The organism is Spirulina major PCC 6313, assembly GCF_001890765.1.
GTDB classification, from domain to species: domain Bacteria; phylum Cyanobacteriota; class Cyanobacteriia; order Cyanobacteriales; family Spirulinaceae; genus Spirulina; species Spirulina major.
Genome location: NZ_KV878783.1, coordinates 2,673,320 through 2,698,856, shown reverse-complemented (window position 1 = coordinate 2,698,856; position 25,537 = coordinate 2,673,320). Strand labels below are relative to the sequence as shown.

Genomic DNA, 25,537 nt, shown 5'->3' with positions numbered 1-25,537 from the left:
CAGCCTCTCTGAGTTGCCGGTTCAAATTCTTGTTCTAATTACTATGCCTCACAGCTACAATCAACAATCCTTCAAGGTTGGGGGGTCGAATCCTAGTAATCCTCTTTTATGTCTCTACTGCTCCTTAATAGTGCTAGAGCTTGCGATAAAAGATCACTTCCATCAATCTGGTTCATGGAAAAGGGGACACTGTATCATCGATTGGCTGACTACTGATCTGGGCGAAACTTCTCTAGGGACACAACTAGAATCTAAGCTCTCCGTTTTATACTGCACTCACAGAGATGGATCTGAGGTTAATGTTGATGCTAACCGTTACCCTGATATCAGATATTTAAGGCATGAAACTGATTTTCCTGGAAAATCTACAGACAGCCAATTAAAAGAAGCCTTAGAAATCATAAAGGATATTAAGACTAGCCTTATCAGTAGGGGAATAAGTCTATGATGAATGCAAATCAGCTGCTAAGAGCAGCAAAGAAAGTTGGTGAAATCAAAACAGTATTTCGATTTCCATATGTTCATCTAATATGTATATCCTCTAGATTTACTGAGCTAGAACTAGATGAGCGTGAACTGGATTTCTGCCGTTCGATCAAAATTAGCGTGGCAGAACTACGAAGGATCTTACGAAATTCCTTACTTTCGTTGCGTTTACTTACTGCTGATGAATTTTTAGAAGAATATCCTGATAATAAAGATCGAGGACACCATTGGTTGAGTGCTCTCATCGATCAGGAATTAAAAGAAACAAGTTCTACAGAAGAGCCATCTACAAGAATTAAAGTTATTCACTTTTATGGCTACAAGGGTGGGCAAGCTCGTTCAACCCTTCTTGGACTTCTATCAACTACTCTGGCAGAAGATGGATGGAAAGTTCTTGTAGTTGATAGCGATATTGAAGCTCCCTCTCTTGATATACTCTACGCTCGAACTTCTCGAACTTTATCTGGTACTCTCTTAGGGGTTATTCAATCTACATCCGATATTATTCCTGAACGTGTTAGGACACCCGAAGGAAGTGGATATGTAGATTTATTGGCTTGTAGACCAAAGTCAGCAGAATTTGATATTGACGCATCTGCATTTGCTCTTCGGTGTGCGCTAGAACCTATGATCATTGAGGATGCTGCTAAACGGATTGTAGAATTTGCAATAGAGAAGAAATATGACGCTCTATTAATAGATCACAGATCAGGACTTTCACCAGTAACCTTACCTTGGATGAATACACTTCTTGGTCCGACAGTTGTTTGTGTTCGTCTTGATGAACAGTGGCGACCTGCTGAACAATTTATAAAATCAGTCCTCCGAACTAACTCTGCCAATCCTGGTGTTTTTGTTTCATGGAAGCCAGATGATGAAAATTTAGATTCATACAGGCAGCGGAATAATATGCAGATTGATTCGCTGTTAGATATTCTTGCTGAAGCAATCTCTGAAGCTGCCGAAATCTCAGACAGTTTTGAAGAAGAGGCAGAAATTTCTTCTGTTGAGCTTGAAGATCATTGGATTGTCTGGTCGTATGATAGCGCTTTCAGGCAGAGCAGACTACCAGAGAAGAATCAGTTATCTGGTCTGAGCATTGAATCACTCAACAAGCTTCGTAGTATTCTTAATGTTAGCTATAAAACAACTGAAAATATTGCCGAAAATACTTTATTACTCAGTCCAAGTGGTGCATCTGATGAAGGCGACTTAATTCAGACAGAAGCTCTTCGAGAACTCAGTGTTCCTAACAATTCAATTTCCTATGTTTTAGGGCGTAAGGGAACAGGTAAGACTCGCTTACTTCGAGAGCTTTCAAAAGCTGGGGTTGGTGAACCACTGTTAGTTGACTCAAACAGTAGAGATGATAAAGGATTAAAGTCTCCTAGTCCAGAACTAACAAGAGCAGCAGAATTATATAAAGACACTCCTGAAAAATTATGGTGGCATCTACTATCTGCTGCGATTGATGTACCTGAAACATCTACTGATGAGCTAAGAAGGTTGTTTTCTCAAGAGATGGAGCAACCTACAAGTGATGATCCAATTTTGCGAATTCTTGAAAAAATAGAGGGAAACTCTAAACGCACTTTTTTAATCGATGGTCTTGAAACAGCGTTTAACGCCAAGCTGATTTTTACTTATGCTGAAGCCCTTTTCCGGTTTATACAAACTGTTGAAACAGATTCCAGGCTATCTAAGTACATACATCTCAAACTTTTTATAAGAAGTGATTTAGTAGGACGAGGCTTCCAAAACATTGAACAACAGCTTCATGGTAAAAGTCTATATTTAAGTTGGGATACACAAAAAATCTTCAACTTCATTTTGTCGCGGATATCTCGAATTCAGTGGTATAAGGAACAGTTTCCAAGCTTGGTTGAAGACATAGAAGAAAATAGAACTGATATTCTTAAAGGTTCTCTACCAACTGAGGATTGTGAAATCCTTTTGATGAAAGCCTTTCCTGAAAAAATACGTAGAAATAATCTCGCGACAAAAACATTTCTCAAAACGTATTTTGCTGATAGCGCAAGTGATCGACCTGAAATTAGTACCAGTGATAAATTGAGGTATTATCCACGAGTTTTTGATAAATTTCTTCAAGTAATTGCTGATCCTCAGCCAACTGATGTTGGTTCTTTCCAAGGATCGCAAACCGAAGGGGGAAAGATCAGTCAAAGTCTTATCTTTATTGCTCATGAAGCAGCATCTAGAGAATATCTCAGTCAACTTCAGTCTGAATTAAATTATTTGGTAAGCTTGTCAGATGATTTTTCTGAGAATCAAACAAGAATTAAGGCATTGTTAGATGCTTTTGAAGGTCTAAAGACACCATTTAAGTTAGATGAATGTGTCTCAGAACTTACTTCCAAGGTGAACATAGATAAAAGAGACATTAGAACTGCAATTGAGAGAATGAAAAACGTAGGAATGTTTGAAGACCGTCCAGATTATCCAGGGCAACTTCGTGTTGGTCGCCTTTTCAAATCATCCTTAAAGATGAAATATGTTAGAGGGAAAAAGTAGCCAAATGTAAGCTGAGAAGCTCACTCTAAATGTATGAATACTTCTTTGCAATAAGCTCCAATTTTACAGTGTAATTGTCCTAAGCTGAGCATATATACAGCAAGGTTCGACAGCATCCCAACAACCCCCTTGCAGCGGACGGGAGGGTAACACTGGTGCTAAGTTCAAGATTAATTGCCGCCGCTGAAGGGGAACGTTAGCTGGCTCTATCCTACTTGTGGGACATTCGCAAAGCCCACCTGTTAGCGTCAAGGTCAAGGTGCATCGATTTCGTTGACAAGCTGTAAAACGCTGTTACGTAGAGGTTCTGCTATCCAAAATCCAGCCTCATCAATCAACGCATTCATCAAAGGCTTTACTTCAGCAATCAAACCTTGGCTTTTCGCTTCAACCAAGATTCCTAAAATTCCTGTGTATTGAAGCTTCAGTTTATTTGCTATCAAGCGACCTCGGCGCTCATCAATCAAAACTTGATCAGCCTGAGTTTCGACCGCTAGAGCGATCGCCTCGGCTTCTCCAATATCCAGTTCGTTACTCAGTGCTTCGACTAAGATGCGATCGCTAACAGCACGAGTTTGAATCCAGTCAAAGGTTTGTACTTCAGTCGCACCTGCTACGGGAAAATTGGGGTCGGTTAGTTCTCGATAAACAGCTTCGGGAATAAAAACTGTTCCATACAGTTGATTAAGAAGATGAAGGTGATTGATTGCAGCAAGGTTGTTGATAGGTGATGTGTCGCTGACGATAATCACAATCTGCCCATCTCCCGCAGGTTTTGAATATCCTGTTCAAAATCTTCCACCCCATAATGCATTGGGATATGGCGACTAGCAAGTAGGTGCTGAAAGGCAACACGGTGCATTCCTGCAAATCGGCTGGCTTGAGCAAGAGTAAGCTTTTCCCGTTGAAAGAGCATAATAGCGATTTCCTGACGCATTTCAGTCTCACTCATGCGAGTTGCGGTTAAAATTTCGTCAGGGACAATAACGCTCATGCCTAAATTCCTCGCTGCTACTCTTACTATTTTATGCTTCTAAGACAGCAAATGGCTGTGTTCCGTCCGATCCAGCTAACTTCACCGTTATGCTGCTTCACCTCAGTACAGGACAAAAGGCTTGAAAAGGATGTAGAGAGAGAGGGGGAATCGGCGTGATGTTAAGCAGCGGGGAGCGATCGCACGATGGAAATCATCCAGCAAATGCTAGATACTGTTGAGCACAAGGGAGGTTGAAGACACCATGACCCAGGCACTTGAGCAACGCACCTATACCCGCGAAGAATATCTGGAGTTTGAAACGGTTTCGGAGGAACGCCATGAATATGTCAACGGAGAAATTCGACGTATGACAGGAGGCACACCTGACCACAACGAAATTGCAATCAATCTTGCAACCCTGCTCAAATCTGCTGTGCGAGGCAAACCCTACCGGATCTTCGGAGCCGACCAACGGTTGTGGATTCCCGATCGCAATCTTTACACCTATCCCGATCTGATGGTTGTCGAAAAACCCTTACAGCTTCAAACTGGGCGTACCGACACCGTGACCAATCCCTGCTTTATTGCTGAAGTGTTGTCCAAATCAACCCAAGACTATGACCACGGCGAAAAGTTTTCTGCTTACCGCACCGTTGAAAGCTTCCGCGAATATCTTCTCATTGACCAGTACAGTATTCACGTAGAACACTACGTCAAAACGACCGCTAATCAATGGCTGCTATCAGAATATGATGATCCAAATATTATATTGTCCCTGAGTTCGCTTGACGTTCAAATCGAAATCATTGCCCTCTATGAAAACATTGAGATTGACGCTTAAAAGCAGTAAGGTAGATTCTCTGCGAGACGATATAGCAATCCGAACTGATTCGTGAGAGATGCAAGGGTAAAACTCTTGATACAAGCTAAATCCTGATCTCACATTTCACCTGGGATTGCTATATCGTCAATCGGGGCGACATAATTCAATCTTTAGTATTCCAAGCACAGCCATGCATTCAAGGTAAAGTAATCTCGTCGCAGCAGGATCTCGCTTCAGTATGGGGATTTTTTATCTGGGGGAATAGGTGTGCTGTTACACCGCCGGGCGCGATCGCGGTGAATCAGTTTGACTTTCAGTGGTCATCGGCTAAAATAGCTGTATTTTAAGAGAAAGGAGTCCTGAATATGCCAAGAGTATTTACTGGAAAAATCATGATTCCAGCCGATAAGATGGATGAATATTTTCAGGCATTAGAAGAAGCTGAAGCGAAACGAAAGCCATTTAGAGACTATCTTGAGAGTTTAGAATCCGAGTTTTCAGGCTATCTGTCACAAAAATACACACCTAGAACAGTTCGTAAACACAGTCACATCATTCAAATGTTTATCGAATTCTTGTGTAGTTATACAGATGTCGAAAAATTGGAAGATGTCACGAAAGGCATGGCAAACTCTCACTTCAAAAAATGGTATCGCCGCAAAGTTTGGGACTCTTCCACTGACAATGATATTAAAGTCGCAGTCAAAAAGTTTTTTCAATTTTTAGATACTGAAAAAGGTATCAAAAATGAAAAGGCAGTATCTGGATTGAAATAGGCTGATTTTTGGCTCAAGGCCGACTGCCCGCTGTTGGGTGTCGGCTGAGCCTTAAATGTTACGCCGCCGGGAGCGATCGCCGTCTGATGGGTTCCACCGTTACCGTTTTCATCGGTGCATCCTCCAGTAAAAATTGGCGAATTAACCGAGCCGCCACCCGTTGCACCAAGCCATTGGCGATCTGTTGACCCATCTCCTGCATTTCATGTTTCGCCAGCAATTCAGGGATCAGCGGCAAAATCGCCATGGGGTCAAAGCCTTGAGTTTCGCGGAGAATCTCAATAATATTCTTGAGGTGTTCAACATTGTTCTGGCCGTCATCTTCTTGTAAATCTCCCGGCATTTCCATCGCCTTCAGCCCCACCTGTTGCCGCATGAGGGACGACATATTGAAGAAGGTGCGGCGGCTGTAGGTGTCCACGGCTTGGATGATTTCATCAGCGAGGCGATCGCGGATGAACGTACCGCGATCGGAAAAGAGAAAATCTAAGGTTTGAGATAACACCTGCTCGAAATCATAATCAGCAGAATTGCGGGCATTGCGGAGGAGATTTTCGAGGCGATTCCAGCGAAAGCCACCATCTTTAAACAGAAGACCTTTTAAAGAATTGCGTAATTCAGGGGATGGATCGGTGAGGAGGCGTTTTGCAACGTAGGGATAGGCTTTACTGAGCACTTTAAAATCCGGTTCAATGCCGATCGCAATCCCTTCGAGCGTCACTAATGAGCGAATAATCAAGGCATAATAAGCCGGAACTTGGAAGGGAAATTCATACATCATTTCCGACATTTGATCGGTGATGCTCTTAAAATTCAACTCCGCCACACTGGCCCCCAGGGCGTTACCAAACACCTGACTGAGGGCAGGAATAATCGGCTCTAGATCAGTGTCGGGGGTGAGAAAGTCGAGTTTCACATAGTCATGGGCGAGGGCTTCAAAATCACGGTTGACGAGATGGACGATCGCTTCAATCAGGCCGTAGCGTTGATAGGGTTTGATCCGGCTCATCATGCCGAAATCGAGGTAGGCGAGTTTGCCGTCGGGGGTGGCGAGGAGGTTGCCGGGGTGGGGGTCAGCGTGGAAGAAGCCATGTTCGAGGAGTTGGCGCAGGGAACAGGCTACGCCTACTTCGACGAGGTAGGTGGCATCAATATTTTTTTCCTGGATCGCGGGAATGTTAGTGAGTTTGGTGCCTTCGATCCATTCCATGGTGAGCACTCGTCGCCCGGTGTAGTCCCAATAGATCGAGGGGATGTAGATTTCGGGGAGATAACCGTAGAGGCGGGCAAATTCTTCGGCGTTGCGACCTTCTTGGCTGTAGTCCATTTCCTCGAAGATGCGCCCGGCAAATTCGTCAGCGATGCCGATTAAGTCACTGCGGATGCGTTTGATATTGGCTTGGGCCCAGAGGGCGAGGCTACGCATGATGTAGACATCGAGGGTGATGCAGCGCAGAAGGTCGGGGCGTTGGACTTTGACGGCGACGGTTTCGCCGGTTTTGAGCTTGCCTTTGTAGACTTGGCCGAGGGAGGCGGCGGCGACGGGTTTGGGGGAGAGTTCGGCGTAGATGGCTTCGGGGCGATCGCCTAATTCTTCTTCGATAAATTGATAGGCGATCGCATTATCAAAGGGCGGTAATTGATCCTGTAACCGCGCCAACTCCTCCATATAAATCGTCGGCACGAGGTCGGGGCGCGTCGAGAGAGCTTGCCCCACTTTGATATAGGTCGGCCCTAATTTAGTGATGGTGTCGCGCAGTTGCACCGCTCGACGGCGTTTCTTGTTCTGCGCCGATCCGGTTACCTTATCCCACCACAACAGCACCCCAAACCAGAGGAAAGGAACCAAGATATCCCACAGTCGCCCCAACACCTGGAACGGTCGCTGGCGGTAATAGGACATGATCGCGTCGGGATCGTAATGCCCAATCTCGCGCCGCATGGGGTCTTGATCGCTTGGGACGGTGAATTGTTCTTGAAGGGATGAAAGGGAAGCCTCAGCCATGGGTTCTACCGGTGCGCATTAAGGATTGAAATATATTGTAACAATTTGTTTTCCCGGATCTTCAGCCCCTCAACCCAAAATCGGATCTTTGACCCTGTTCCTCCGTTGGGCGATCTCCGGGGGGAGGGTGCGATCGCGCCTCATCCGGTTTCCCTAGACACGTCTTCACCTATGCTGAATATGTATCGAGGTAAATGGAAGCCATGATGATGCTAACTATTCCTGAAGCACAAAAATTGTGGCAGCCTTTTGCTAACGCATTAGAGACCCCCTCGAATGAGGACGAGTACCAAAATCTAGTTGATTGGCTCGATCAACTCATCGATGAAGTCGAGGAAGATGAACAACATCCCCTGGCTTCATTGATGGAAATTATTAGTCTGTTAATTGAACAATACGAAAACGAACATATTCCTGAACTCTAGACAGATTTCCCCATGCATGACACTCACTATTCCTAAAAAGTCGAGCGATGGGGGTGTGTCGGATGGGGGGAGTTCAAGGCTGGGGAGGCGTTTGGTCATGGGACAATAGGTGGCTGGGGGTGGAGGATTGGCCCCGCTGGGGTGGATGATGTGGCGGCGGTCATCACGGTGAATTTGCTAGGAACCGAAGGATAATCACCAGAGTCAGACCGTGAGGAAGGGCGATTTAGATGGGAGCAGAGGGACTCGATTAGGGTGCTCACGGGCGATCTGGATGAATCGGCCAAGGTGCGATCGCACCGTTCTCGAACACGAAACTCCTCGCACCTCCGAGCCAAAGGATTTCATTCCCTGAACGAAAAAATGATCTACGCTACAGTTTAGCGTAGCCCCGAATCTCCCACGCTAAAATAAGCAATAATCTTTCCCTATCACGCCGATTCACCATGTTCTTGGCAACCAATCTCCTCATTGACAACCTTGTCCAACAACTCACCCAAGGCTATCGCCGCACCTATGGGGGGTGGAAATCGGAATATGCCGAGATCATTGCCTGGGCAGCAGCCATGGCCCTGGAAAATATCGCCAACAGCGATGCTCTCTATCACAACGTTGAACACACCATTTTTGTCACCCTCGTCGGTCAAGAAATTCTGCGCGGCAAACATATTAAAGAAGGCGGAACCACCCCTGAAGATTGGCTACACTTTCACATCGCCCTGCTCTGCCATGACATCGGCTACGTCAAAGGCGTATGCCAACCCGACGACCCCCTCCATTACCAATACGCCACCGGCATCGGCGACAGTAAAATTCAACTGCCCCCCGGTGCTAGCGATGCCAGCCTTGCCCCCTACCATGTGGATCGCGGCAAACTCTTTGTCCAAGAGCGGTTTGGGGGTCACAAACTGATTGATGCGGAATTACTCAAAGAAAGTATCGAACTCACCCGCTTTCCTGTTCCCGCCGATGAAGACCACAAAGACACCTATCACTATCCTGGTTTGGTGCGAGCGGCAGATTTAATCGGCCAACTCAGTGATCCCCGCTATCTTCAAAAAATTCCCGCCCTTTTCTATGAGTTTGAAGAAATCGGCACCAATCAATTTTTAGGCTACAAAACACCGGGGGATCTCCGCGCCAACTACCCTAGTTTCTATTGGAAAGCGGTTCACCCTTACCTACCGACGGCGCTGAAATTCCTCAACCTCACCCAATCCGGTAAACAGATTATCGCTAATCTCTACGCTACGGTGTTCCGGGTTGAACATGAACAAGATCCCGAAACCCAAAAACCCACGCAGGATTCCGTTGCCGCATAGGCCGAATGTTCCCCGGTTTGTCCTGCGAACAGGCTGAACCGGGGGAATCACAAGCGACAAGCTCAGGGGCGCAGGCGTGCTAAGCCAAGACGGGTTCAGTATTGAAAAACGTCAGGGCAATTTCATTGCTGATAGTGTTGATTGACCCTTGCATTTGCTCCAGGAACTCATGGAGGCCGTCTTCAATGACATCCTCAATCACTAGATATCCTAATTGTGCCGATAATCGTCCTAGGGCGCGTTCTGGGGAGCGGCTCCAGGTTCCCATCGGGGTTTGGGTGATTTCGTAGAGGGATTTTTCGGTTTGGGAAATGCAGAAGTTAATGGAGCGGGGGAAGTGGCGATCGAGGATCAGGAATTCTGCGATCGCTGTCGGATTAATCCGGTTCTGCTGCTTACGATACATCTCATAGGCGCTCGCCGACTTCAACAGCGCGATCCACTGCAATTGATCTAAGGGCGTTCCCACCCAATCCGCCGACGGCAGCAGAATAAAATACTTCACATCCAGGATGCGCATCGTTTTGTCCGCCCGCTCCAACAAACGCCCCATCTTGCCAAAATGCCAGCCCTCGTTATGGGTCATCGTCGCATCCATCACCCCCGCAAACCGATGGCTATAGCGCTTCACCTGGGCAAACAGATCCGGCATCATGTCAATATGCTTAACCGACTCGGCATCTTTCACCATCAGGTAAAAATTATTCACGTCCTCCCACATTTCCGAGGAGATAATTTCACGAATGGAGCGGGCATTTTCCCGCGCCACCCGCAACGCCGAGAGAATTGAGTTGGGATAGTCCGGGTCAAAGGTGAGAAATTGAATCACATTTTCAGCCGTGGCTTCACCGTAACGCGCTTTAAAAAACTCTGAATCGCCCGTCGTAATCACCAGCGGATGCCATTGCTGCGCTAAATGACTGGGCAAATCCAGCATCAAATTCAAATTCACATCCACAAACCGCGCAATATTGTCCGCCCGCTCAATGTAGCGATTGAGCCAATAGATCGAATTCGCAACACGACTTAACATAACCAACATCGGGTAAATCTTTCTCAACTTTACCCTAATGGCATTGTCTCAACGGAGCTGTTAACCAAGAACAAACAGCCCCTTTTGCCCAGATTCAGTGGTGCTCTAACCCAGTTTTAGGGAATTGACTGGCACATCATCCCACGATTCCACCGTCCGCAGTTGGGCCGTCCATCCCGCCGCTTTCTGGCTGTCCGTCAAGTTGTCCACGAACGAAGCATGGCAATCTTCAGCGGCTTTTTGATCGCAGCAGGCAATGCAGGCATGGACCATGCCCGACGGGTCGAGTTGTTCATTAATCCAAATCGTCATAAGGAGGTGAGACTGATCCACAGCGTATTTCATCCTAGCCTGTTCACGCTGATTTTTCGAGGCAGGCGATCGCGCCCCGACTCAGGGGCGCGATCGCAGTGGTCGATATCGTTAGGACCGGCAAGGGGCTTAAGCCCCTTATTCCTAGACACACCCTGGTCTTCAGCAACCTGACTACCGCTATATTTCTGATCTGGGGTGATCATCAAGGGGGAACAATCCCGATCATGGATGCTGGGGGTTTTGGGTTGGGGTGTTGAGGCGGGATGGCGGGGTTAGCAGAGACGCTGGTGGGTTTTGGGGTCGAAGAAGTGAATTTTATCGGGGGCGATCGCAAACCAGAGCACGTCTCCCAATTGCACCGGATGATCGGGGGGGATGCGAATCCGGATCGGGGCTTGGGGAAATTCCATCAGGTGCGCTGTTAGGTAGGTGTCATTGCCGAGGGCTTCGACGAGTTCGACTTTGACAGCGATGTTTTTGGTGGCGGCGGGGCTGAGGTGGAGGTGTTCGGGGCGAATGCCGAGGAGCAGGGTGTGGCCGCCGTAGGATGCGAGGCGATCGCCCCATTCGGGGGGCAAGGTATAGCGGAATTGTCCTAAAACTAGGGTACTCGGCGCACTGATTTGCACCGGGAGAAAATTCATCGGCGGCGACCCGATAAACTCCGCCACAAAGCGATTTGCGGGGTTGTTGTAGAGTTCGAGGGGGGGCGCGATCTGTTGCAGTTCGCCGCCGTTCATGACGGCGATGCGATCGCCCATGGTCATCGCTTCGGTTTGGTCGTGGGTGACGTAGATCGTCGTGATGCCGAGGCTGCGCTGGAGTTGGACGATTTGGGCGCGGGTTTCGTTGCGGAGTTTTGCGTCTAAATTCGACAGGGGTTCATCCATCAAAAACACTTGAGGATTACGGGCGATCGCTCGCCCCAAGGCCACCCGCTGCTTTTGTCCCCCCGAAAGCTGTTTCGGCAGCCGGGTTAATAATTCTTCAATCTGCAACTGTTGCGCCACCGCCTGCACGCGGGCGGCCACCTGTCGCTCCTGGTCCGATTGATAGCGCAGCGCCGCCGGCAATGACCGCGTGGCCGCCCCTAGCCACTCTCGCCCCCAATGGTTCAATGCGGCTTTGGTGTTGGGGTGGGTGATGCTGCGCCGCAGGCCAAAGGCGATGTTATCAAACACCGTCAGATGGGGATAGAGGGCGTAGCTTTGGAACACCATGGCGATATCTCGGTCTTTAGGGGGGAGGGTGTGAATGGTGCGATCGCCCACCGTGATACTACCCGCCGTCTGAGTTTCTAACCCCGCCAAGATCCGTAATAACGTGCTCTTGCCACAGCCCGACGGCCCCACCAAGACCATGAACTCACCATCCCGAATCTGCAAATCAATCCCCCGCAGCACATTGACAGCCTGATTTTTTGCTCCCGATTGGCTCGGAAACTGCTTATAAATCTTGTCAAGAACAACCTCTGCCACCGTACTTTTTGCCCCTAGGAACCGTCGTTCATTTTAGTGTGATTCGGGAGTCTCTGGCGAAAATCCCCATCCCCCCCATGAGAAATATTGGATTCTCACGGTAGGCTATGATCTGAAATTCTCATCCGACTCACTCACACACACTTTCAATACTGGAGTCATTCCTGTGACATTACGCTGGTTGACACTTTCGCTCTTGGGCCTTGTCCTTTGGGCATCCCCTGCCGAAGCCGGTCGGCTGACCTCCTGGCAATTTGATAATCGTGCCAATCAATTGCGGTTTACCACTGATGACGGGGTACAACCCACTGCCAAACTGATTGCCAACCCGGCCCGGTTGATTATTGATTTACCTGGTACGATCCTCAGCCGCCCCACCGTGACTCAACGAGTCGGGGGCACGATTCGCGAGGTGCGGATTGGTCAATTTAACGCCAGTACCACCCGCCTGGTGATTGAACTCGCCCCCGGCTACACCCTCGATCCGGAACGGGTGGAATTTCGCGGCACATCGGATCGGCAGTGGCAAGTGACGTTACCGCCACCGGAGCGGATTGATCTCAACCAAAGTCCAGTGACAGGGTTGGATAATTTTCAAGTGACTCAAAATGGCTTTTTTGTGCGGTTGGCGGAGCTAGCCCAACCCCAAGCGACGGTGCGCCGCAGTGGCGATCGCAAGGAAATCGCGGTGTCAATTCGCGGTAATCGCATCCCCGACAATCTCCAAGACCAAACTATTTTGATCAACCGCTACGGCGTGGATACGATCCGGTTTGAACCCGACGTGATCCGCCTCACCGTTGCTGCCGATGGCCCCGATTGGCGGGCGGCGGTGAGTCGGGCGGGGATTGCGATCGTCCCCAGTGGGGGCCAGGTGCTCAACGGCGATCGCACCACCGTCCCCCTGCCCAGCGATGAACAGGTCGTCCAAATTCCCGTCCCGCCCCCAGAGCGGATTACACCCCCGCAACCCACCGCTAATCCCGGTGATTTTCGCGTCCCCAACTCCCGCATCCTCACCACCATCGACCCCGGCCACGGCGGCCGCGATCCCGGTGCGATCGGGATTGGGGGTCTTCAGGAAAAAGATGTGGTCTTGCCGATTTCCTTGGAAGTGGCGCGAATTCTCTCGGAAGCGGGAGTGAGTGTGTTGATGACGCGATCCGATGATCGATTTATCAGTTTGCAAGAACGGGCGGTGATGGCCAATCGGGCCCGCTCCACCCTGTTCGTCAGCATCCACGCCAACGCAATCAGCATGAGCCGCCCCGATGTGAATGGCGTTGAAACCTATTTCTTCAGTAGCCGCAGCCGTAACTTTGCCAACACGGTGCATCAATCGATCCTGAACCAAATCCGGATCGGGAATCGAGGCGTGAAACAGGCGCGGTTCTATGTGTTGCGCAATACTGCAATGCCATCGATTTTAGTCGAAGTGGGGTTTGTGACCGGGGCCCAGGATGCGCCGCGTTTGGCTGATCCGGCATTTCGGGATCAGATGGCGCGGGCGATCGCTGACGGCATCCTCCGCTACGTCAGCGATAACTATTGATCACCCCTGCGATAAAAAATTCCCATCACTGTCATTGCATCGCCTCCCGTCGGGTGGGCAATGCCCAGCAGCAGACGGTTTTACGGTGTAATGCTGCCCTTGACCGTCTGCCGATCCCTATCCCGTTTACCCCCGTGGGTCTGCGGCGGAATTGCGACACCTCCCCCGCAACACGATACAATTTGCCATGGACGGGCTTGGGGCCCGCACCGTGCAGTGTTCGCGAAAACGGCTTAAATTTTTATGGATTTGTCTAACGATCTTGCCGCGCAGCTTAATGCTGGGGCAATTCTTCCGGAAGGGCTGGTGATCGTCACGTTGATGGCTGTGCTGGTCATTGATCTGATTGTGGGGCGCAAAGCGTCATCCTGGCTTCCCTATGTGGCGATCGCGGGCCTATTCGCCACCGTCGCCGCCCTCGTCTTGCAATGGGATAATCCTAACCCCCTTGCCTTCTTTGACAGTTTCAACAGTGATGACCTCAGCGTCATTTTTCGAGGCATCATCGCCCTGTCCACGGTGATCACGATCCTGATGTCGATCCGCTACATCGAACAATCAGGAACCTCCCTCGCAGAGTTCATGGCGATCATGCTCACCGCCACCCTCGGCGCAATGTTCCTCTCTGGGGCCAATGACCTAGTGATGATCTTTGTGTCCTTGGAAACCTTGAGTATTTCCTCATACCTGATGACGGGCTACACCAAGCGTGACCCCCGTTCCAACGAAGCCGCCTTAAAATATCTCCTGATTGGCGCGGCCAGTTCAGCGATTTTTCTCTATGGCGTGTCGTTACTCTACGGGCTATCTGGTGGAGAAACGAACCTCACCCAAATTGCGGCCCAGTTAGCCCAAGGCGATAGTGGCCAAGCCCTGGGGTTAGCGATCGCCCTCGTCTTCAGCATCGCCGGGATTGCCTTTAAAATCTCCGCTGTCCCCTTCCACCAATGGACTCCCGATGTCTACGAAGGCTCCCCTACTCCGGTGGTGGCCTTCCTCTCCGTCGGCTCCAAAGCGGCTGGGTTTGCCCTCGCCCTGCGGATGCTGCTCACCGCCTTTGAATCCGTCACGGTGGAATGGCATTTCATCTTCACCGCCCTCGCCATCCTCAGCATGATCCTGGGCAACGTCGTCGCCCTCGCCCAAACCAGCATGAAACGGATGCTCGCCTATTCCTCCATCGCCCAAGCCGGGTTTGTGATGTTGGGGATGATCGCCGGCACCGAAGCCGGGTACGCCAGCATGGTGTTTTACCTGCTGATCTACCTGTTCATGAACTTGGGCGCGTTCACCTGTGTGATTCTCTTCTCCCTGCGCACGGGGACGGATCAAATCAGCGACTACGCCGGTCTTTATCAAAAAGATGCCCTCTTAACCTTGGCGTTGAGCATTTGCCTGTTGTCCCTCGGTGGGATTCCCCCCATGGCGGGCTTCTTCGGCAAGATTTATCTCTTCTGGGCCGGTTGGCAAGCAGGTCTCTATGGCTTAGTGTTGCTGGGCTTGGTCACCAGTGTGATCTCGATTTACTACTACATCCGCGTCATCAAAATGATGGTGGTGAAAGAACCCCAAGAAATGTCCGATGCGGTGCAAAATTACCCCCCGATTCGCTGGAATTTAACGGGAATGCGCCCCTTACAAGTGGGGATTGTGTTTTCGTTGGTTGCCACCTCTTTGGCGGGGATTTTGTCGAATCCGCTGCTGACTTTGGCGAATAACTCGATTACCCAAACGGATCTGTTCCAAGGGGTTAATATTCCTACTCTAGAGGTGGTGGCTCAGGTTTCTTCGCCTCCCGATGAACTTTCAGAATAAGGTCTAACGGACGTAGGACTCTAGCAGTATCATAAAAAGGCTTGATTCCGGTCAGGCCTTTTTTTGCACTCTGAATCCTAAATCCGCCGTGAACACTTTCAAAATAGTGAAGGGTGAGCCTGTCGCAGTTAGAGCGATCGGGATTCGACAAGCTCACTCCTCCGCATTTTGGGTTCAGGTTCCGGATTTTGGATGATGGCATCTTCACTTTTAGGACTAGCAGCGGGATATGGCGATCTTGACCCTCGATCAACGCAATTACTACTATGTGCTAGAGGCCGAGCGCACGGGGATTCACAAATCAATTTTGGCGGCATTGGATCAGGTGCAGCGATCGCCCACCCTCGAAAATGACGATACTGGGTTAGGCCTCACCCATACTGACCCGCCCCTCGATACCTTTGCCCTCCAAGTCCAATACGCCGCCAACACGATCCGCACCCTCACCGATCGCCTCATTGACCAGGGTTGGAAAAGTAGCGACCTCTGGGACACGGTGCAGGGGCGGTATAGCGATCGCGTCTTGGCCGTGATTGCCGGGGGCTATACCCCCGCCGTGGAAGATACCGCCGTCGGAACCCTCGCCACCTGCGACCCGACCGCGTTGAAAAATGCCTATCTCGACGACATCGAACAGGAATGGACACCCGATTCTCAAGCCGAACTCGATCCGCAACTCCTCACCCTGATTGAACGCATCCCGGAATATTATCTCGGCTTGTCCCACCAACGGCGCGGCTTAATTGAAGTGGTGCGGATTTGGCGCAAACTGGACAGCCAACGGGCGGCGGTGGAATCGTTGGCACGGGAAACGAAGCAATCGATTCAACAGTTTGCCGAGGATGATCTTGATATTGCCCTGAAGCAGTTTATTCAACGGATTTCGCCCTATTACGCGGGTTTTCCCCACCAACGGGAAGCCCTGCTGCGGTTGACGCAATATTGGCGACAATTGCCAAGTCGTGCCGCTGCGATCGCCTCCCTGGCCGAAAGCACCCGCCCGGATTCTGACCTGCACCTTTTCGATCCCGCCCTCCTCGACTTTACCCAACGCATCCCCCGCTATTACGAAGGCACCGGGGCGCAACGGAACGCCCTCACCGAAGGGTTTCGGGTTTGGCGGCAGTTAAATTCGCGGCAGACGGCTCTGGCGGCCTTGGGGATTGACCCGGAACGACTGAACGCGGCAGGGTCGGATCAAGGGGCATTAAGTGCGATCGCCACCGAACTGGATCGCGAACTGCTCAACTTTGTGCGCCGCATCCCCCTCGCCTACCGCGAAACCCACCAACAACGGGAAGCCCTGATCCGCCTCGTCCAACTCTGGCGCGGCCTAAAAACCCGTGAGCAAACCCTCAGCGCCCTCACCAACGACCTCAAACGCCTCGAACAAGATCCCCCCGCCATCGAAACCCCCGCCCTGATCGTGCCCCAACGCCCCGATCGCTGGACACCCCAAACCATTGAACTCACCCTCAGCATTGTCCCCAACGGGAACTTTACCTGGACGGAAGCCACCAAAGGCGGCACGCGGATGCCCACGAGCCAAACCACCGTAGATGCGATCGTCCGGGTGGCCAAACTCGCCCAACAGGCCCGCGATCGCGTCAATCGTCCCTTCCTCGTCACCAGTTGGTATCGCCCGCCCCACATCAACCGCGCCGTGGGTGGAGTCAGTGACAGCCGCCACATTGTCGGCGATGCGATCGATTTCGTCTGCGAAGGCTTAAGCGGCAATCAACTCTATTGGCTCCTTGACCCCTGGTGGCCCGGCGGTCTCGGTCGCTATACCCGGTTCCCCCACCTCTGCCACATTGATGCCCGCAGCTATCGCGCCCGCTGGACCCATTAGGCCATCCCCCTCGAAACCCTGCCCCCCTTGTCGAGGTTTACCCCAGCACACTAAGCTAGATGGGGGGATGGGGGATACCTTACACCTCTTCCACCCTGTTGAATTTAATCCTTCAACACCACTAAACCCCATAATCTCAACGCAATTTCTATGCTGAAGCACATCATTTCCACCCTCAAGCAAGCAGCACCGGCCACCGATGCTGTTCAGGCGCACTGTGACGGCCCCTGCGGCGTTTACGATCCGTCTGCGGCTCGGATCACGGCTGAAGCTGTATTATCCATGACCAAGAAGATTTTGGACTTGCAATCTGACGGTGATGCTGTGAAGTACCAAAACACCCTCTCGCGCTACATCGCCATCAAAGAAGAGCAAGCCCAAAAAACCAAAGAAGAATTGCTCATTCTCTGGACGGACTATTTCAAGCCGGTTCATCTCGAACAATTCCCCGACCTCCACGACACCTTCTGGAAAGCCACCAAACTCTGCTCCGCGTGCAAAGTGGAAGTGAGCAAAGAGCACGCTGAAGAACTGATGGCGGCGGTTCAAAAGATTCACACCATGTTCTGGAGCAGCAAAGGCAAAGATGTGGCATGGGTCACCGCTAGCTAACTCGCTTAACCCTCAGGCGGCGTTGTGCTGTCTGAACAAGTGATTTAATCGGATTGATCCGAAGGGATAGTCGCAGGGCTATCCCTGCTTTTTTGGGGATGGGGGAGCGATCGCATGGCATTACCGGATTGTTCGGGCTGGGAATTTAGCTTGTGGCTGTTGCGGCGGCGGCGGCGGTGGCGCGTTGAGGGGCGATCGATGCTGCCCCTGTTGGAGCCGGGGGACGAGGTGCTGGTGAATCCGAGGGCCTATCAGCAGCGATCGCCCCAGGTCGGGGACATTGCGATCGTGCAGCATCCCCACCGGCCCGCGTTGCAGATGGTGAAGCGGGTCGGGGAAATTCTACCCACACCCACCGGCGCTGAATTTTGGATCTACGGCGACAATCCAGGGGAAAGCACCGATAGCCGCCAGTTTGGCCCCGTAGCGCGATCGCACCTCCTCGGCCGCATCACCTGCCACTTTCGCTAACCCGTTCCTCAGCCTGAAGAATACTGATCAAATCGCCCCGCCGAAACGTTGCCGCAAGCTGCTGCAAGGACAGGTCTTGTGAGCCGTAAAGCCGCTGCAATGCCCGCTGAATATCCTGGACTGCCGCCGTAAAATAGGCCCCACCCTGTTGCTCAATCAACTGTTGAGCGGGTTTGAATTGGTGATGGCTCACCATGTCTAGGGAACAGTTCAACGCCGCCAGCACGCGCCGCCCCATTTGCATCGCAATAAAACAGGAGGCATAACGCACAAACAGCGGGTCATCAGGATCAGGGCGTTTACGGCGATTTTCCGCCAGGCGATATAGTTGAACCGCGATCGCCACTTGGGTTCCATTCAGTTGGTCAGTAAAAATCACATCGTAGAGTTTGCCGAAATGCTCACGGGAGAAAAATTTAGCCTGATGGGGTTTTTGTCTCCACACGGCCAGCACCGCCACCGCCGCAACACTTGACGTAATATCAGCGGGCCGAACACTGGTGTGAGAACGCTTCCGCCGATAGGTAAACCCCAACTGCTCAAGATCTAGTTCTAACTGTTGTTGTCGTTGATCATTAGCTCGTAAATCCTTGAGATCTACGGGATTTTGACTGTTCGCTGCATAGGTGATTTGTTGGACTAACTCTTCATTTTCCGGGGGGAGTTGATACAGGCGCAACAAAACATAAGCGTGGGTGTTGTGATAGAGCAAATTGGGTTCCTGAGCCGTTTTAAAAATCGTCATGCAGGTTTGACCGCCGTTGATGATTTGTAAATTCTCAACCCGCACCTGATAGTCACCACTTTGCAAAGCGTTGTAGGAAAAATTATCACAGGTCAGCGTCACGCCATTATTGTAAAAATAGAAATTCTGCTTTTCCTCACTCATCAATGTTTCACGAATTCCCTCGTTGACGCGGTTGCCTTGTAAGCCTAAATAGCGGCGAATATTACGCTCTAGTAAACGTTCCCCATGTCGCTCAATGAGAGTAGCAATTTCAGTGACCGCAATTTTTCCCACGAGCACGCGGCTAAAATTCATATCTTCAACGATCGCTTTCCCACTCAGTTGCAATGTTTCCCGCACCGGCCGCGATGCTTGCAGAATTTTCACCAAGCGATCGTGGTTAACATGTTCCCAGGTCACTTGCTCCCCAAATCCGGCTCGTGCGATCGCCTCCTGGGCTGCGGCGTTCCAGCTTAAACCGTTACTACAGGCCAACACCCGCACCTGCGGAATATAGCCATCGCGAATTAAACTCCGGGCGGCTTCGACTTTCACAAGCAAACGTTGATTGATCGCATCAAGGCGGGCGGCGGGATTAAACAGAGACTGAATCGCGTTAATCACACTGGTAATCCCAGTTTCGGGGAAATTGGCATCTCCGGTTAATTTAGACTTGTATTTAGCCTGAAATAAACTGACCGTAAATTCTCCATCTAATTCCTCAGAAATATGCATGGCATCAACCCCGAAATCCCCACCTCCCTCGGTTAAACAATCAAACGTCTCATCCGCTTCTAAATCTAAAAGGGTTTGCACACAGAGGTAGACAAACGCCAATGATTTCAGTCGAGTTTCATCACGAATGCCTAGTTCTTGAATGGCTTGTGGGCGAATCGTCTCCATGACTGAGGCAAGACGCTGATCAATGATAGAAGCGTTGATATTCATACAGTCATATTTGGCTGGCGGTGTTGGTTAAGCGGAATCCTGTCGCACGCTGCACGTTGCTACTCGTTCATGGTTTTGTAGGTGGCGACGGCGGAGGGGGAAATGCGGTTGAGGTAGCGGAAAATCCAGTATTTTAAAACTGTGTCGAGGATCACGGGGAAGGTGGCGATGAAGAGGAAATTGAATTCGCGGCTTTCGGGGAGGCCGAAGTGATGGGAGATGCCTTCTAGAATGACTTCCCAACCGTGGGGGGAGTGGAAGCCGACGAACATATCGGTAAAGAGAATGATTAAAAAGGCTTTGGCGGAATCGCTGAGGCCGTAAATGATTTCATCAATGAAGTCTTTGAGGATTTGAATTTCGCGGCGACTGGCGACGATGACCCCGGCAAAGGCGAGAAGAGAACAGAGATCCGCGAAGATGTTGGAGACAGCATTGGCTCCTGCGTGGCGATATTCCTCGGCGACTTCGATCGCTTTCTCTTTAACTTTTTCTTCACGCTCTGACTCGGAAAGGGGGGGCGTAAGGCCGAGCATGGTGCTGAGGCGGAGGCTTTTTTCGTATTGCTCTAGTTCGACGAAGGCTTCTGCTTGGAGGTCTTGGTTGAGAAAGACGATGTCGCTGGTGTGGGAGAAGAAGTTTTGTTCGATGATCGGTGCAATCAGGAAGGTTTTGGTGATTTGGTGGGTGAGGAGGGGGATGATCACCAAGAGGAGGAGGAATTTAACGGCGATCGCAGTGCGATCGCGGGCTTGGCGAAATTTTTGCACCACTTCCCCTTCGGTGCCGAGGGATTGGGGGTCGAGTTCCCGTTTGACGCGGCTGAAGGTGTTGAGGATGGAGCGGGGGACGGCTCCGGTTTTTTCGGCGGCGCTGGAGAGGTTAGGTTTGGCGGGGCGATCGCTAGGCGGGACGGGAACCGGGGGGGATGCTTTGCCCCAAAAGTTTTTTTTCTGGGGATCTTGGGGAACAGCGGCTTGGGATTGGGGGGGGATGGTGGTGAGGGAGAGGGCTTTTTTGGGGTCGGGCTGGGTGGGGGGGGTGTAGTGGGCGAGGATGCCGTCGATGAAGTTGAGTTTTTCGATGATGATGGCGGAGCGTTCTTGGATGGTGGTGTCGTAAAAGAGGGAGGTGGGGCGATCGCTCCCCCCCAAGAAGATCCGTGTGGCGCGAAATTCCGCGAGGCGCACGTTGATCGCCGTGATGTTGTTTTTAACTTCGGCTTTGAAATAGGAGAGGACGCGATCGCTGTAGTCCGATGCCGTCGCGAACCCCACCGCTTGACCCTGAAAATGCTCGTCCTCGATGGCTTTAATTTTCAATGCTGCCTGATATGCTTCATCTAAGGCCCGCTCTGGGGTCTCTACATACCACCGTCTCACGTTCCGAACAAGATTACGGAGTTTCATAGGGGCGAAAATTGGGTGCTGAAGTCCAGGATTCTAAAGCACAACACCGATTCTGGATCAGCTTGAATGATTGAGCAATCGGTCAAGATGTACAGGGTATGTTAGCAAATTATTTTCGGGTCGGACTGCCTAATGATTGAGGAAATCTAAACAAACCCAACGACTCGATACAATCACAATCATTACCCTAGATCAATGTGTTTGCTATGCTTCAGGCGGATGAGGTGCAACGCTACCTAACCACGGCACAGGCCCAGGCTGATCCAGCGGGGGCGTTTACGATCGCACCCCTGACGGCGGAATTTGAGGCGCGATCGCACCACTTTTGCACCCTATTTCCGGCTCTCCTGCCGGACTGCCACGCCCTCGGCCTCACCGATCGCGATCGCATTGCCGCCGATTTGTGGAATCTCTGGCTACCTCTGGCGCAAACCTTGATTCGCGATCGCGAAACCCTGGGCCGTCCCGTCGTGCAAGGGATGCTCGGCGGTCAAGGCACGGGCAAAACCACCCTCGCCCGCATTCTTGGCCTGATTTTGGACTCGTTCGATTGCCGTTCGGTGCAGTTCTCCCTTGATGACCTCTACAAGTCCTACCTTGAACGCCAACAACTCCAGCAAGCCGATCCGCGCTTAATTTGGCGGGGGCCACCGGGAACCCATGATGTGGCGATCGGGATTGACTTGCTCGATACACTGCGCCAAGCTCACCGCCGTCTGCCGGTGTTGGTGCCGCGCTTTGATAAATCCGCCGTCGGGGGGTTGGGGGATAAGGCCGCGCCGGAGGTGATCGATGGGGTAGATGTGGTGATTTTTGAGGGGTGGTGTGTGGGGGTGCGACCGGTTGATCCGAGGGTGTTTGATGATCCGCCGGAGCCGATTGTGACGGAGCGCGATCGCACCTTTGCCCGTGACATGAACGATCGCCTCCTCGACTATGTGCCCCTCTGGCATCGCTTGGATCGCCTCCTCATCCTCCATCCCGTGGATTATCGATTGAGCCAACAATGGCGCAAAGAGGCCGAACACCAGATGATCGCCCAGGGTAAACCCGGCATGAGTGACGCGGACATTGAGCAATTTGTCGCCTACTTTTGGCAAGCCCTCCACCCGGACCTGTTCATCACACCCCTAACAAGAAATCCCCTCTTCACGGATCTGGTGGTGGAAATTGAGCGCGATCGCACCCTCGGCCGCATCTATCGCCCCTGACGACGTTCGGCCAGTTCCGCCGCGAGGAGAATCGCGGCTTTCATGCTGGCGGGATTGGCCACCCCCTGCCCGGCAATATCAAACGCTGTGCCGTGGTCAGGAGAGGTGCGGATAAAGGGGAGGCCGATGGTGGTGTTGATCGCTTGGTCGAAGCCCATTAATTTCACCGGAATTAAGCCTTGATCATGGTAGAGGGCGAGATAGGCATCGGCGAGGCCGGGGGTTTGGGCATTGCGAAACCAGGCTTGACCGGGTTTGACCCAGAGGGTATCGGGGGGAACGGGGCCGATGAGCTTGACCGTGGGGCGATCGCGCCGTTCTCGCTCCAGCCAGGAGATGAGCCAGTCCTGTTCTTCCGTGCCGAGTTTACCCGCTTCGCCGCTGTGGGGGTTGAGTCCCGCGATCGCAACGGTCGGCGCAGGGATGCCAAAATCGCGGCTTAAACAATCCAGGAGCAAATCCAGTTTACGCCCCATCAGATCCGGGGTGAGCGCATCGGGAACGGTGCGGAGGGGGATATGGGTGGTGGCCAACAGGGTGATCAATGGCCAACCGGTGTAGGGCGATCGCGCCACAAACGCCATCCCGAACCGCTCCACCCCCGCCCGCATCGCCAAAACCTCCGTTTGGCCGGGGAAATCATGCCCCGCCGCCTGCCACAGATGTTTCGCGATCGGGGCAGTAACGATGCCCGCGTACTGCCCGGCGATCGCTTCCGTAATCGCCCGGTCAAGATAGGCAAAACTCGCCGCCCCCGTTGTAGCACTGCCCTCCCCTGCGATCGCGGCACTGTCTAGGGGCAAATCAATCACAGGAAACTGAGCCGGATCAGCAAGATCGGCCTGTTTCAGGGCGTGATAGGTCGCTTCGAGGTGCGATCGCGTCCCCACCAACGTCACCCCGCACCGAGACGCGATCGCCGGATCGGCCAAGGCTTTCAAGACTACTTCCGGGCCAATCCCCGCCGGATCTCCCACTGGAATGATTAGCTGCGATCGTTTCATCTCTCCCCCCTCGATTAACCATGGTTCCGCTTCCAACTTCCCCTACAATGGAACATTAAGCGAAATTTCATTATTTCATTATCAATCGATCATTTACGGAGTTTAACAGCATGAACGCTCACGATCTCATGATTAACGCCGCTGTGTTGTCTTTCACCCTCATCTTAGTGGGGTTAGGACTAGGCTTTTTCCTTTTAAAACTCCAAGGCGGCGAAGCCGAATAAATTGGCAGTTGAGACCGGAAAACATCGGGCGCAACTCTTGCGCCCCTTTTCCATTTTTTGATATTGGTGATCATCAAGATTAACAAACAGTTTAGACCTCCAAACCGCTAACCCTCCTGTCAATTTCAGCAATCAAACCCATGGCCACAGTGGAACCTCGCATTGAGTTCTTTGAAGGGATACCTGAAACACTCACAAACATTCGACTACGGCAAGGTAAAACATCAGGAATTCGGAATATTTTATTAGAATTTGAAACCCTCCAAGCCGTTGATCTCTTTAACAGTTTTACGAAACGATTTACCGGCACAGTTCACCTAATTGATGAAGAAGGGGAAATCAATGCAACCCCCTCCTCCTTTCGCTTTCGCGTTAGCCCCGATGAAGAAGATGACATTCTAGGTGCAGACTGTCAAATTGATATCGAATCGCCTCAAGACTGGGATCGGGTGATGCGATTTCTAGAGCGATATGCAGAAGCGAACGGAATGGGATATGAAGATCGATAACAGGCTGAATGACCGTTTTTAACGCCCTCGGTTTTCAAAAGCTGGCAATCTAACCATTTAACATCATCAATATTTTAGTAGCGATTAAGTTGGGAGCAATATGAAGGTTGCAATTACCGGAGCAACGGGATTTGTCGGTAGTCGTCTAGTCGAAAAACTAACGGCAGATCAGCATCAAGTGGTAGTGTTTTCGCGTCATGGAGAACAAGCCCGGCGAACATTTCCCAGTGCGGCATTTCCGACGGTGGACATTGTGGAATATACGCCGAAAAAATCGGGAGCCTGGCAAGAACAGATCGCGGGTTGTGATGCGGTGGTGAATTTGGCCGGTGCGCCGATCGCAGAGGAACGCTGGACCGCAGCCCGCAAGCATGAGATTAAGACGAGCCGGATTGAAGGGACGGAAAAGATTGTCGAGGCGATTCACCAAGCCGACCCCAAGCCGCCCGTTTTGATCAATGCGTCGGCGATTGGCTATTACGGCACGAGTGAGACGGCGACGTTTACCGAAACCAGCGCACCGGGGGATGATTTTCTCGCGTCGATTTGCCAAGGCTGGGAGGCGGCGGCCCAGCAGGCAGAGGCGGCCGGGGTGCGCACGGTGATTTTTCGGTTTGGGATTGTGTTGGGAAATGGGGGGGCGATCGCCAAAATGATTCCTCCGTTTAAACTCTTTGCCGGTGGGCCGATTGGGACGGGGAAACAGTGGTTTTCCTGGATTCACCGTGAAGATGTGGTGAATTTAATCCTCAAGGCCATCCAAGACCCGCAGATGAGCGGGGTTTACAATGCCACGGCTCCGAATCCGCTACGCATGGAAGACTTTTGCCGGGTGCTCGGTGAGGAAATGGGGCGGCCGTCGTGGTTGCCCGTACCGAGTTTTGTGATTGAAACCCTACTCGGTGATGGTGCGATCGTGGTGCTCGAAGGGCAGCAGGTGTTACCTAAGGCCGTGAGTGACTTAGAGTTTACCTACCAATACCCCACCGCCCAAACCGCAATTCAAGACGTGCTCGCGGCGTGATTGGTTGG

At 51.5% G+C, this 25,537-nt stretch carries 23 protein-coding genes; 14 read left to right on the top strand and 9 right to left on the bottom strand.

Annotation, left to right across the window (positions count from 1 at the left end; all coding sequences use genetic code 11):
• Positions 1–444 precede the first annotated feature (444 nt).
• Positions 445–3,018 (top strand): MinD/ParA family ATP-binding protein, encoded by a 2,574-nt coding sequence (locus SPI6313_RS11855; RefSeq protein WP_072621191.1) that lies wholly within the window; start codon positions 445–447, stop codon positions 3,016–3,018.
• 254 nt (positions 3,019–3,272) lie between these two features.
• Here the strand turns inward: SPI6313_RS11855 and SPI6313_RS11850 are convergent, their stop codons facing one another.
• Both SPI6313_RS11850 and SPI6313_RS11845 read right to left on the bottom strand, forming a co-directional pair.
• Positions 3,273–3,770: a PIN domain-containing protein gene (locus tag SPI6313_RS11850; RefSeq protein WP_072621190.1), complete on the bottom strand. Its 498-nt coding sequence runs from the start codon at positions 3,768–3,770 to the stop codon at positions 3,273–3,275.
• Positions 3,767–4,012, bottom strand: a complete 246-nt coding sequence (locus SPI6313_RS11845; protein ID WP_072621189.1) for a UPF0175 family protein — start codon at positions 4,010–4,012, stop codon at positions 3,767–3,769. The genes SPI6313_RS11850 and SPI6313_RS11845 overlap by 4 nt, the downstream gene beginning before the upstream one ends.
• A gap of 244 nt (positions 4,013–4,256) precedes the next feature.
• Between SPI6313_RS11845 and SPI6313_RS11840 the strand changes: the two genes are divergently transcribed.
• Entirely contained in the window at positions 4,257–4,835 is a 579-nt protein-coding gene (locus tag SPI6313_RS11840; RefSeq protein WP_072621188.1) for a Uma2 family endonuclease, read from the top strand.
• 347 nt (positions 4,836–5,182) lie between these two features.
• Positions 5,183–5,593 (top strand): site-specific integrase, encoded by a 411-nt coding sequence (locus SPI6313_RS11835; protein WP_072621187.1) that lies wholly within the window; start codon positions 5,183–5,185, stop codon positions 5,591–5,593.
• A 58-nt stretch (positions 5,594–5,651) separates the two neighbouring features.
• On the opposite strand, the gene SPI6313_RS11830 is transcribed toward SPI6313_RS11835, so the two are convergent.
• Positions 5,652–7,598 (bottom strand): ABC1 kinase family protein, encoded by a 1,947-nt coding sequence (locus tag SPI6313_RS11830; RefSeq protein WP_072621186.1) that lies wholly within the window; start codon positions 7,596–7,598, stop codon positions 5,652–5,654.
• 209 nt (positions 7,599–7,807) lie between these two features.
• Between SPI6313_RS11830 and SPI6313_RS11825 the strand changes: the two genes are divergently transcribed.
• On the top strand, positions 7,808–8,023 hold the full coding sequence (locus SPI6313_RS11825) for a hypothetical protein (RefSeq protein WP_139276760.1): 216 nt from the start codon (positions 7,808–7,810) through the stop codon (positions 8,021–8,023).
• A 446-nt stretch (positions 8,024–8,469) separates the two neighbouring features.
• The gene (locus SPI6313_RS11820) at positions 8,470–9,345 is read left to right on the top strand and encodes an Npun_R2479 family HD domain-containing metalloprotein (RefSeq protein WP_072621185.1); all 876 of its coding nucleotides are present in this window, start codon (positions 8,470–8,472) and stop codon (positions 9,343–9,345) included.
• A 79-nt stretch (positions 9,346–9,424) separates the two neighbouring features.
• Here SPI6313_RS11820 and SPI6313_RS11815 read toward each other — a convergent pair whose 3' ends face one another.
• From SPI6313_RS11815 to SPI6313_RS11805, 3 genes are all read right to left on the bottom strand, one after another.
• The gene (locus SPI6313_RS11815) at positions 9,425–10,378 is read right to left on the bottom strand and encodes an alpha-E domain-containing protein (RefSeq protein ID WP_072621184.1); all 954 of its coding nucleotides are present in this window, start codon (positions 10,376–10,378) and stop codon (positions 9,425–9,427) included.
• 105 nt (positions 10,379–10,483) lie between these two features.
• Positions 10,484–10,690, bottom strand: a complete 207-nt coding sequence (locus SPI6313_RS11810) for a glycogen debranching protein (RefSeq protein WP_072623110.1) — start codon at positions 10,688–10,690, stop codon at positions 10,484–10,486.
• 275 nt (positions 10,691–10,965) lie between these two features.
• Entirely contained in the window at positions 10,966–12,171 is a 1,206-nt protein-coding gene (locus tag SPI6313_RS11805) for an ABC transporter ATP-binding protein (protein ID WP_072621183.1), read from the bottom strand.
• Between the two features lie 166 nt (positions 12,172–12,337).
• On the opposite strand from SPI6313_RS11805, the gene SPI6313_RS11800 reads away from it, so the two are divergent.
• The 5 genes from SPI6313_RS11800 to sodX all read left to right on the top strand — a co-directional run bounded on the left by SPI6313_RS11800 (position 12,338) and on the right by sodX (position 18,473).
• Positions 12,338–13,723, top strand: a complete 1,386-nt coding sequence (locus SPI6313_RS11800; RefSeq protein ID WP_072621182.1) for an N-acetylmuramoyl-L-alanine amidase — start codon at positions 12,338–12,340, stop codon at positions 13,721–13,723.
• Positions 13,724–13,966: 243 nt separating this feature from the next.
• Positions 13,967–15,538, top strand: a complete 1,572-nt coding sequence (locus tag SPI6313_RS11795) for an NAD(P)H-quinone oxidoreductase subunit N (RefSeq protein WP_072621181.1) — start codon at positions 13,967–13,969, stop codon at positions 15,536–15,538.
• Between the two features lie 229 nt (positions 15,539–15,767).
• Positions 15,768–17,390 (top strand): D-Ala-D-Ala carboxypeptidase family metallohydrolase, encoded by a 1,623-nt coding sequence (locus tag SPI6313_RS11790; protein WP_072621180.1) that lies wholly within the window; start codon positions 15,768–15,770, stop codon positions 17,388–17,390.
• Positions 17,391–17,540: 150 nt separating this feature from the next.
• Positions 17,541–18,002: a superoxide dismutase, Ni gene (sodN, locus tag SPI6313_RS11785; protein WP_072621179.1), complete on the top strand. Its 462-nt coding sequence runs from the start codon at positions 17,541–17,543 to the stop codon at positions 18,000–18,002.
• Between the two features lie 114 nt (positions 18,003–18,116).
• Complete coding sequence (sodX, locus tag SPI6313_RS11780) at positions 18,117–18,473, top strand: nickel-type superoxide dismutase maturation protease (protein ID WP_072621178.1); 357 nt, start codon at positions 18,117–18,119, stop codon at positions 18,471–18,473.
• On the opposite strand, the gene SPI6313_RS11775 is transcribed toward sodX, so the two are convergent.
• Both SPI6313_RS11775 and SPI6313_RS11770 read right to left on the bottom strand, forming a co-directional pair.
• Positions 18,454–20,148 (bottom strand): AIPR family protein, encoded by a 1,695-nt coding sequence (locus tag SPI6313_RS11775; protein WP_072621177.1) that lies wholly within the window; start codon positions 20,146–20,148, stop codon positions 18,454–18,456. The two genes, sodX and SPI6313_RS11775, sit on opposite strands and share 20 nt — an antisense overlap.
• Before the next feature lie 59 nt (positions 20,149–20,207).
• Positions 20,208–21,557, bottom strand: coding sequence for a proton extrusion protein PcxA (locus SPI6313_RS11770; protein ID WP_072621176.1), 1,350 nt, complete (start codon positions 21,555–21,557; stop codon positions 20,208–20,210).
• A gap of 206 nt (positions 21,558–21,763) precedes the next feature.
• On the opposite strand from SPI6313_RS11770, the gene SPI6313_RS11765 reads away from it, so the two are divergent.
• Positions 21,764–22,768, top strand: a complete 1,005-nt coding sequence (locus SPI6313_RS11765; protein ID WP_072621175.1) for a glycerate kinase — start codon at positions 21,764–21,766, stop codon at positions 22,766–22,768.
• Here SPI6313_RS11765 and pdxA read toward each other — a convergent pair.
• Positions 22,756–23,772 (bottom strand): 4-hydroxythreonine-4-phosphate dehydrogenase PdxA, encoded by a 1,017-nt coding sequence (gene pdxA / locus SPI6313_RS11760; protein WP_072621174.1) that lies wholly within the window; start codon positions 23,770–23,772, stop codon positions 22,756–22,758. The two genes, SPI6313_RS11765 and pdxA, sit on opposite strands and share 13 nt — an antisense overlap.
• A 110-nt stretch (positions 23,773–23,882) precedes the next feature.
• Between pdxA and petM the strand changes: the two genes are divergently transcribed.
• The 3 genes from petM (at position 23,883) to thyD (ending at position 25,529) form a co-directional block, all read left to right on the top strand.
• Positions 23,883–23,996 (top strand): cytochrome b6-f complex subunit PetM, encoded by a 114-nt coding sequence (gene petM, locus SPI6313_RS11755; protein WP_072621173.1) that lies wholly within the window; start codon positions 23,883–23,885, stop codon positions 23,994–23,996.
• Positions 23,997–24,136: 140 nt separating this feature from the next.
• Positions 24,137–24,505 (top strand): photosystem II reaction center protein Psb28, encoded by a 369-nt coding sequence (gene psb28, locus SPI6313_RS11750; RefSeq protein WP_072621172.1) that lies wholly within the window; start codon positions 24,137–24,139, stop codon positions 24,503–24,505.
• Positions 24,506–24,605: 100 nt separating this feature from the next.
• The gene (thyD, locus tag SPI6313_RS11745) at positions 24,606–25,529 is read left to right on the top strand and encodes a thylakoid membrane protein ThyD (protein WP_072621171.1); all 924 of its coding nucleotides are present in this window, start codon (positions 24,606–24,608) and stop codon (positions 25,527–25,529) included.
• The last annotated feature ends 8 nt before the right edge of the window (positions 25,530–25,537 follow it).

Excerpts from the sequence above, each read along its gene's own strand:
- SPI6313_RS11820 (WP_072621185.1), top strand. The coding sequence starts at position 8,470 with ATGTTCTTGGCAACCAATCTCCTCATTGACAACCTTGTCCAACAACTC.
- SPI6313_RS11810 (WP_072623110.1), bottom strand. The coding sequence starts at position 10,690 with ATGACGATTTGGATTAATGAACAACTCGACCCGTCGGGCATGGTCCAT.
- SPI6313_RS11795 (WP_072621181.1), top strand. The coding sequence starts at position 13,967 with ATGGATTTGTCTAACGATCTTGCCGCGCAGCTTAATGCTGGGGCAATT.
- SPI6313_RS11845 (WP_072621189.1), bottom strand. The coding sequence starts at position 4,012 with ATGAGCGTTATTGTCCCTGACGAAATTTTAACCGCAACTCGCATGAGT.
- SPI6313_RS11855 (WP_072621191.1), top strand. The coding sequence starts at position 445 with ATGATGAATGCAAATCAGCTGCTAAGAGCAGCAAAGAAAGTTGGTGAA.
- sodN (WP_072621179.1), top strand. The coding sequence starts at position 17,541 with ATGCTGAAGCACATCATTTCCACCCTCAAGCAAGCAGCACCGGCCACC.
- pdxA (WP_072621174.1), bottom strand. The coding sequence starts at position 23,772 with ATGAAACGATCGCAGCTAATCATTCCAGTGGGAGATCCGGCGGGGATT.
- SPI6313_RS11775 (WP_072621177.1), bottom strand. The coding sequence starts at position 20,148 with ATGAATATCAACGCTTCTATCATTGATCAGCGTCTTGCCTCAGTCATG.
- SPI6313_RS11815 (WP_072621184.1), bottom strand. The coding sequence starts at position 10,378 with ATGTTAAGTCGTGTTGCGAATTCGATCTATTGGCTCAATCGCTACATT.
- SPI6313_RS11765 (WP_072621175.1), top strand. The coding sequence starts at position 21,764 with ATGCTTCAGGCGGATGAGGTGCAACGCTACCTAACCACGGCACAGGCC.
- SPI6313_RS11825 (WP_139276760.1), top strand. The coding sequence starts at position 7,808 with ATGCTAACTATTCCTGAAGCACAAAAATTGTGGCAGCCTTTTGCTAAC.
- petM (WP_072621173.1), top strand. The coding sequence starts at position 23,883 with ATGAACGCTCACGATCTCATGATTAACGCCGCTGTGTTGTCTTTCACC.
- sodX (WP_072621178.1), top strand. The coding sequence starts at position 18,117 with ATGGCATTACCGGATTGTTCGGGCTGGGAATTTAGCTTGTGGCTGTTG.
- SPI6313_RS11770 (WP_072621176.1), bottom strand. The coding sequence starts at position 21,557 with ATGAAACTCCGTAATCTTGTTCGGAACGTGAGACGGTGGTATGTAGAG.
- SPI6313_RS11790 (WP_072621180.1), top strand. The coding sequence starts at position 15,768 with ATGGCGATCTTGACCCTCGATCAACGCAATTACTACTATGTGCTAGAG.
- SPI6313_RS11830 (WP_072621186.1), bottom strand. The coding sequence starts at position 7,598 with ATGGCTGAGGCTTCCCTTTCATCCCTTCAAGAACAATTCACCGTCCCA.
- thyD (WP_072621171.1), top strand. The coding sequence starts at position 24,606 with ATGAAGGTTGCAATTACCGGAGCAACGGGATTTGTCGGTAGTCGTCTA.
- psb28 (WP_072621172.1), top strand. The coding sequence starts at position 24,137 with ATGGCCACAGTGGAACCTCGCATTGAGTTCTTTGAAGGGATACCTGAA.
- SPI6313_RS11835 (WP_072621187.1), top strand. The coding sequence starts at position 5,183 with ATGCCAAGAGTATTTACTGGAAAAATCATGATTCCAGCCGATAAGATG.
- SPI6313_RS11840 (WP_072621188.1), top strand. The coding sequence starts at position 4,257 with ATGACCCAGGCACTTGAGCAACGCACCTATACCCGCGAAGAATATCTG.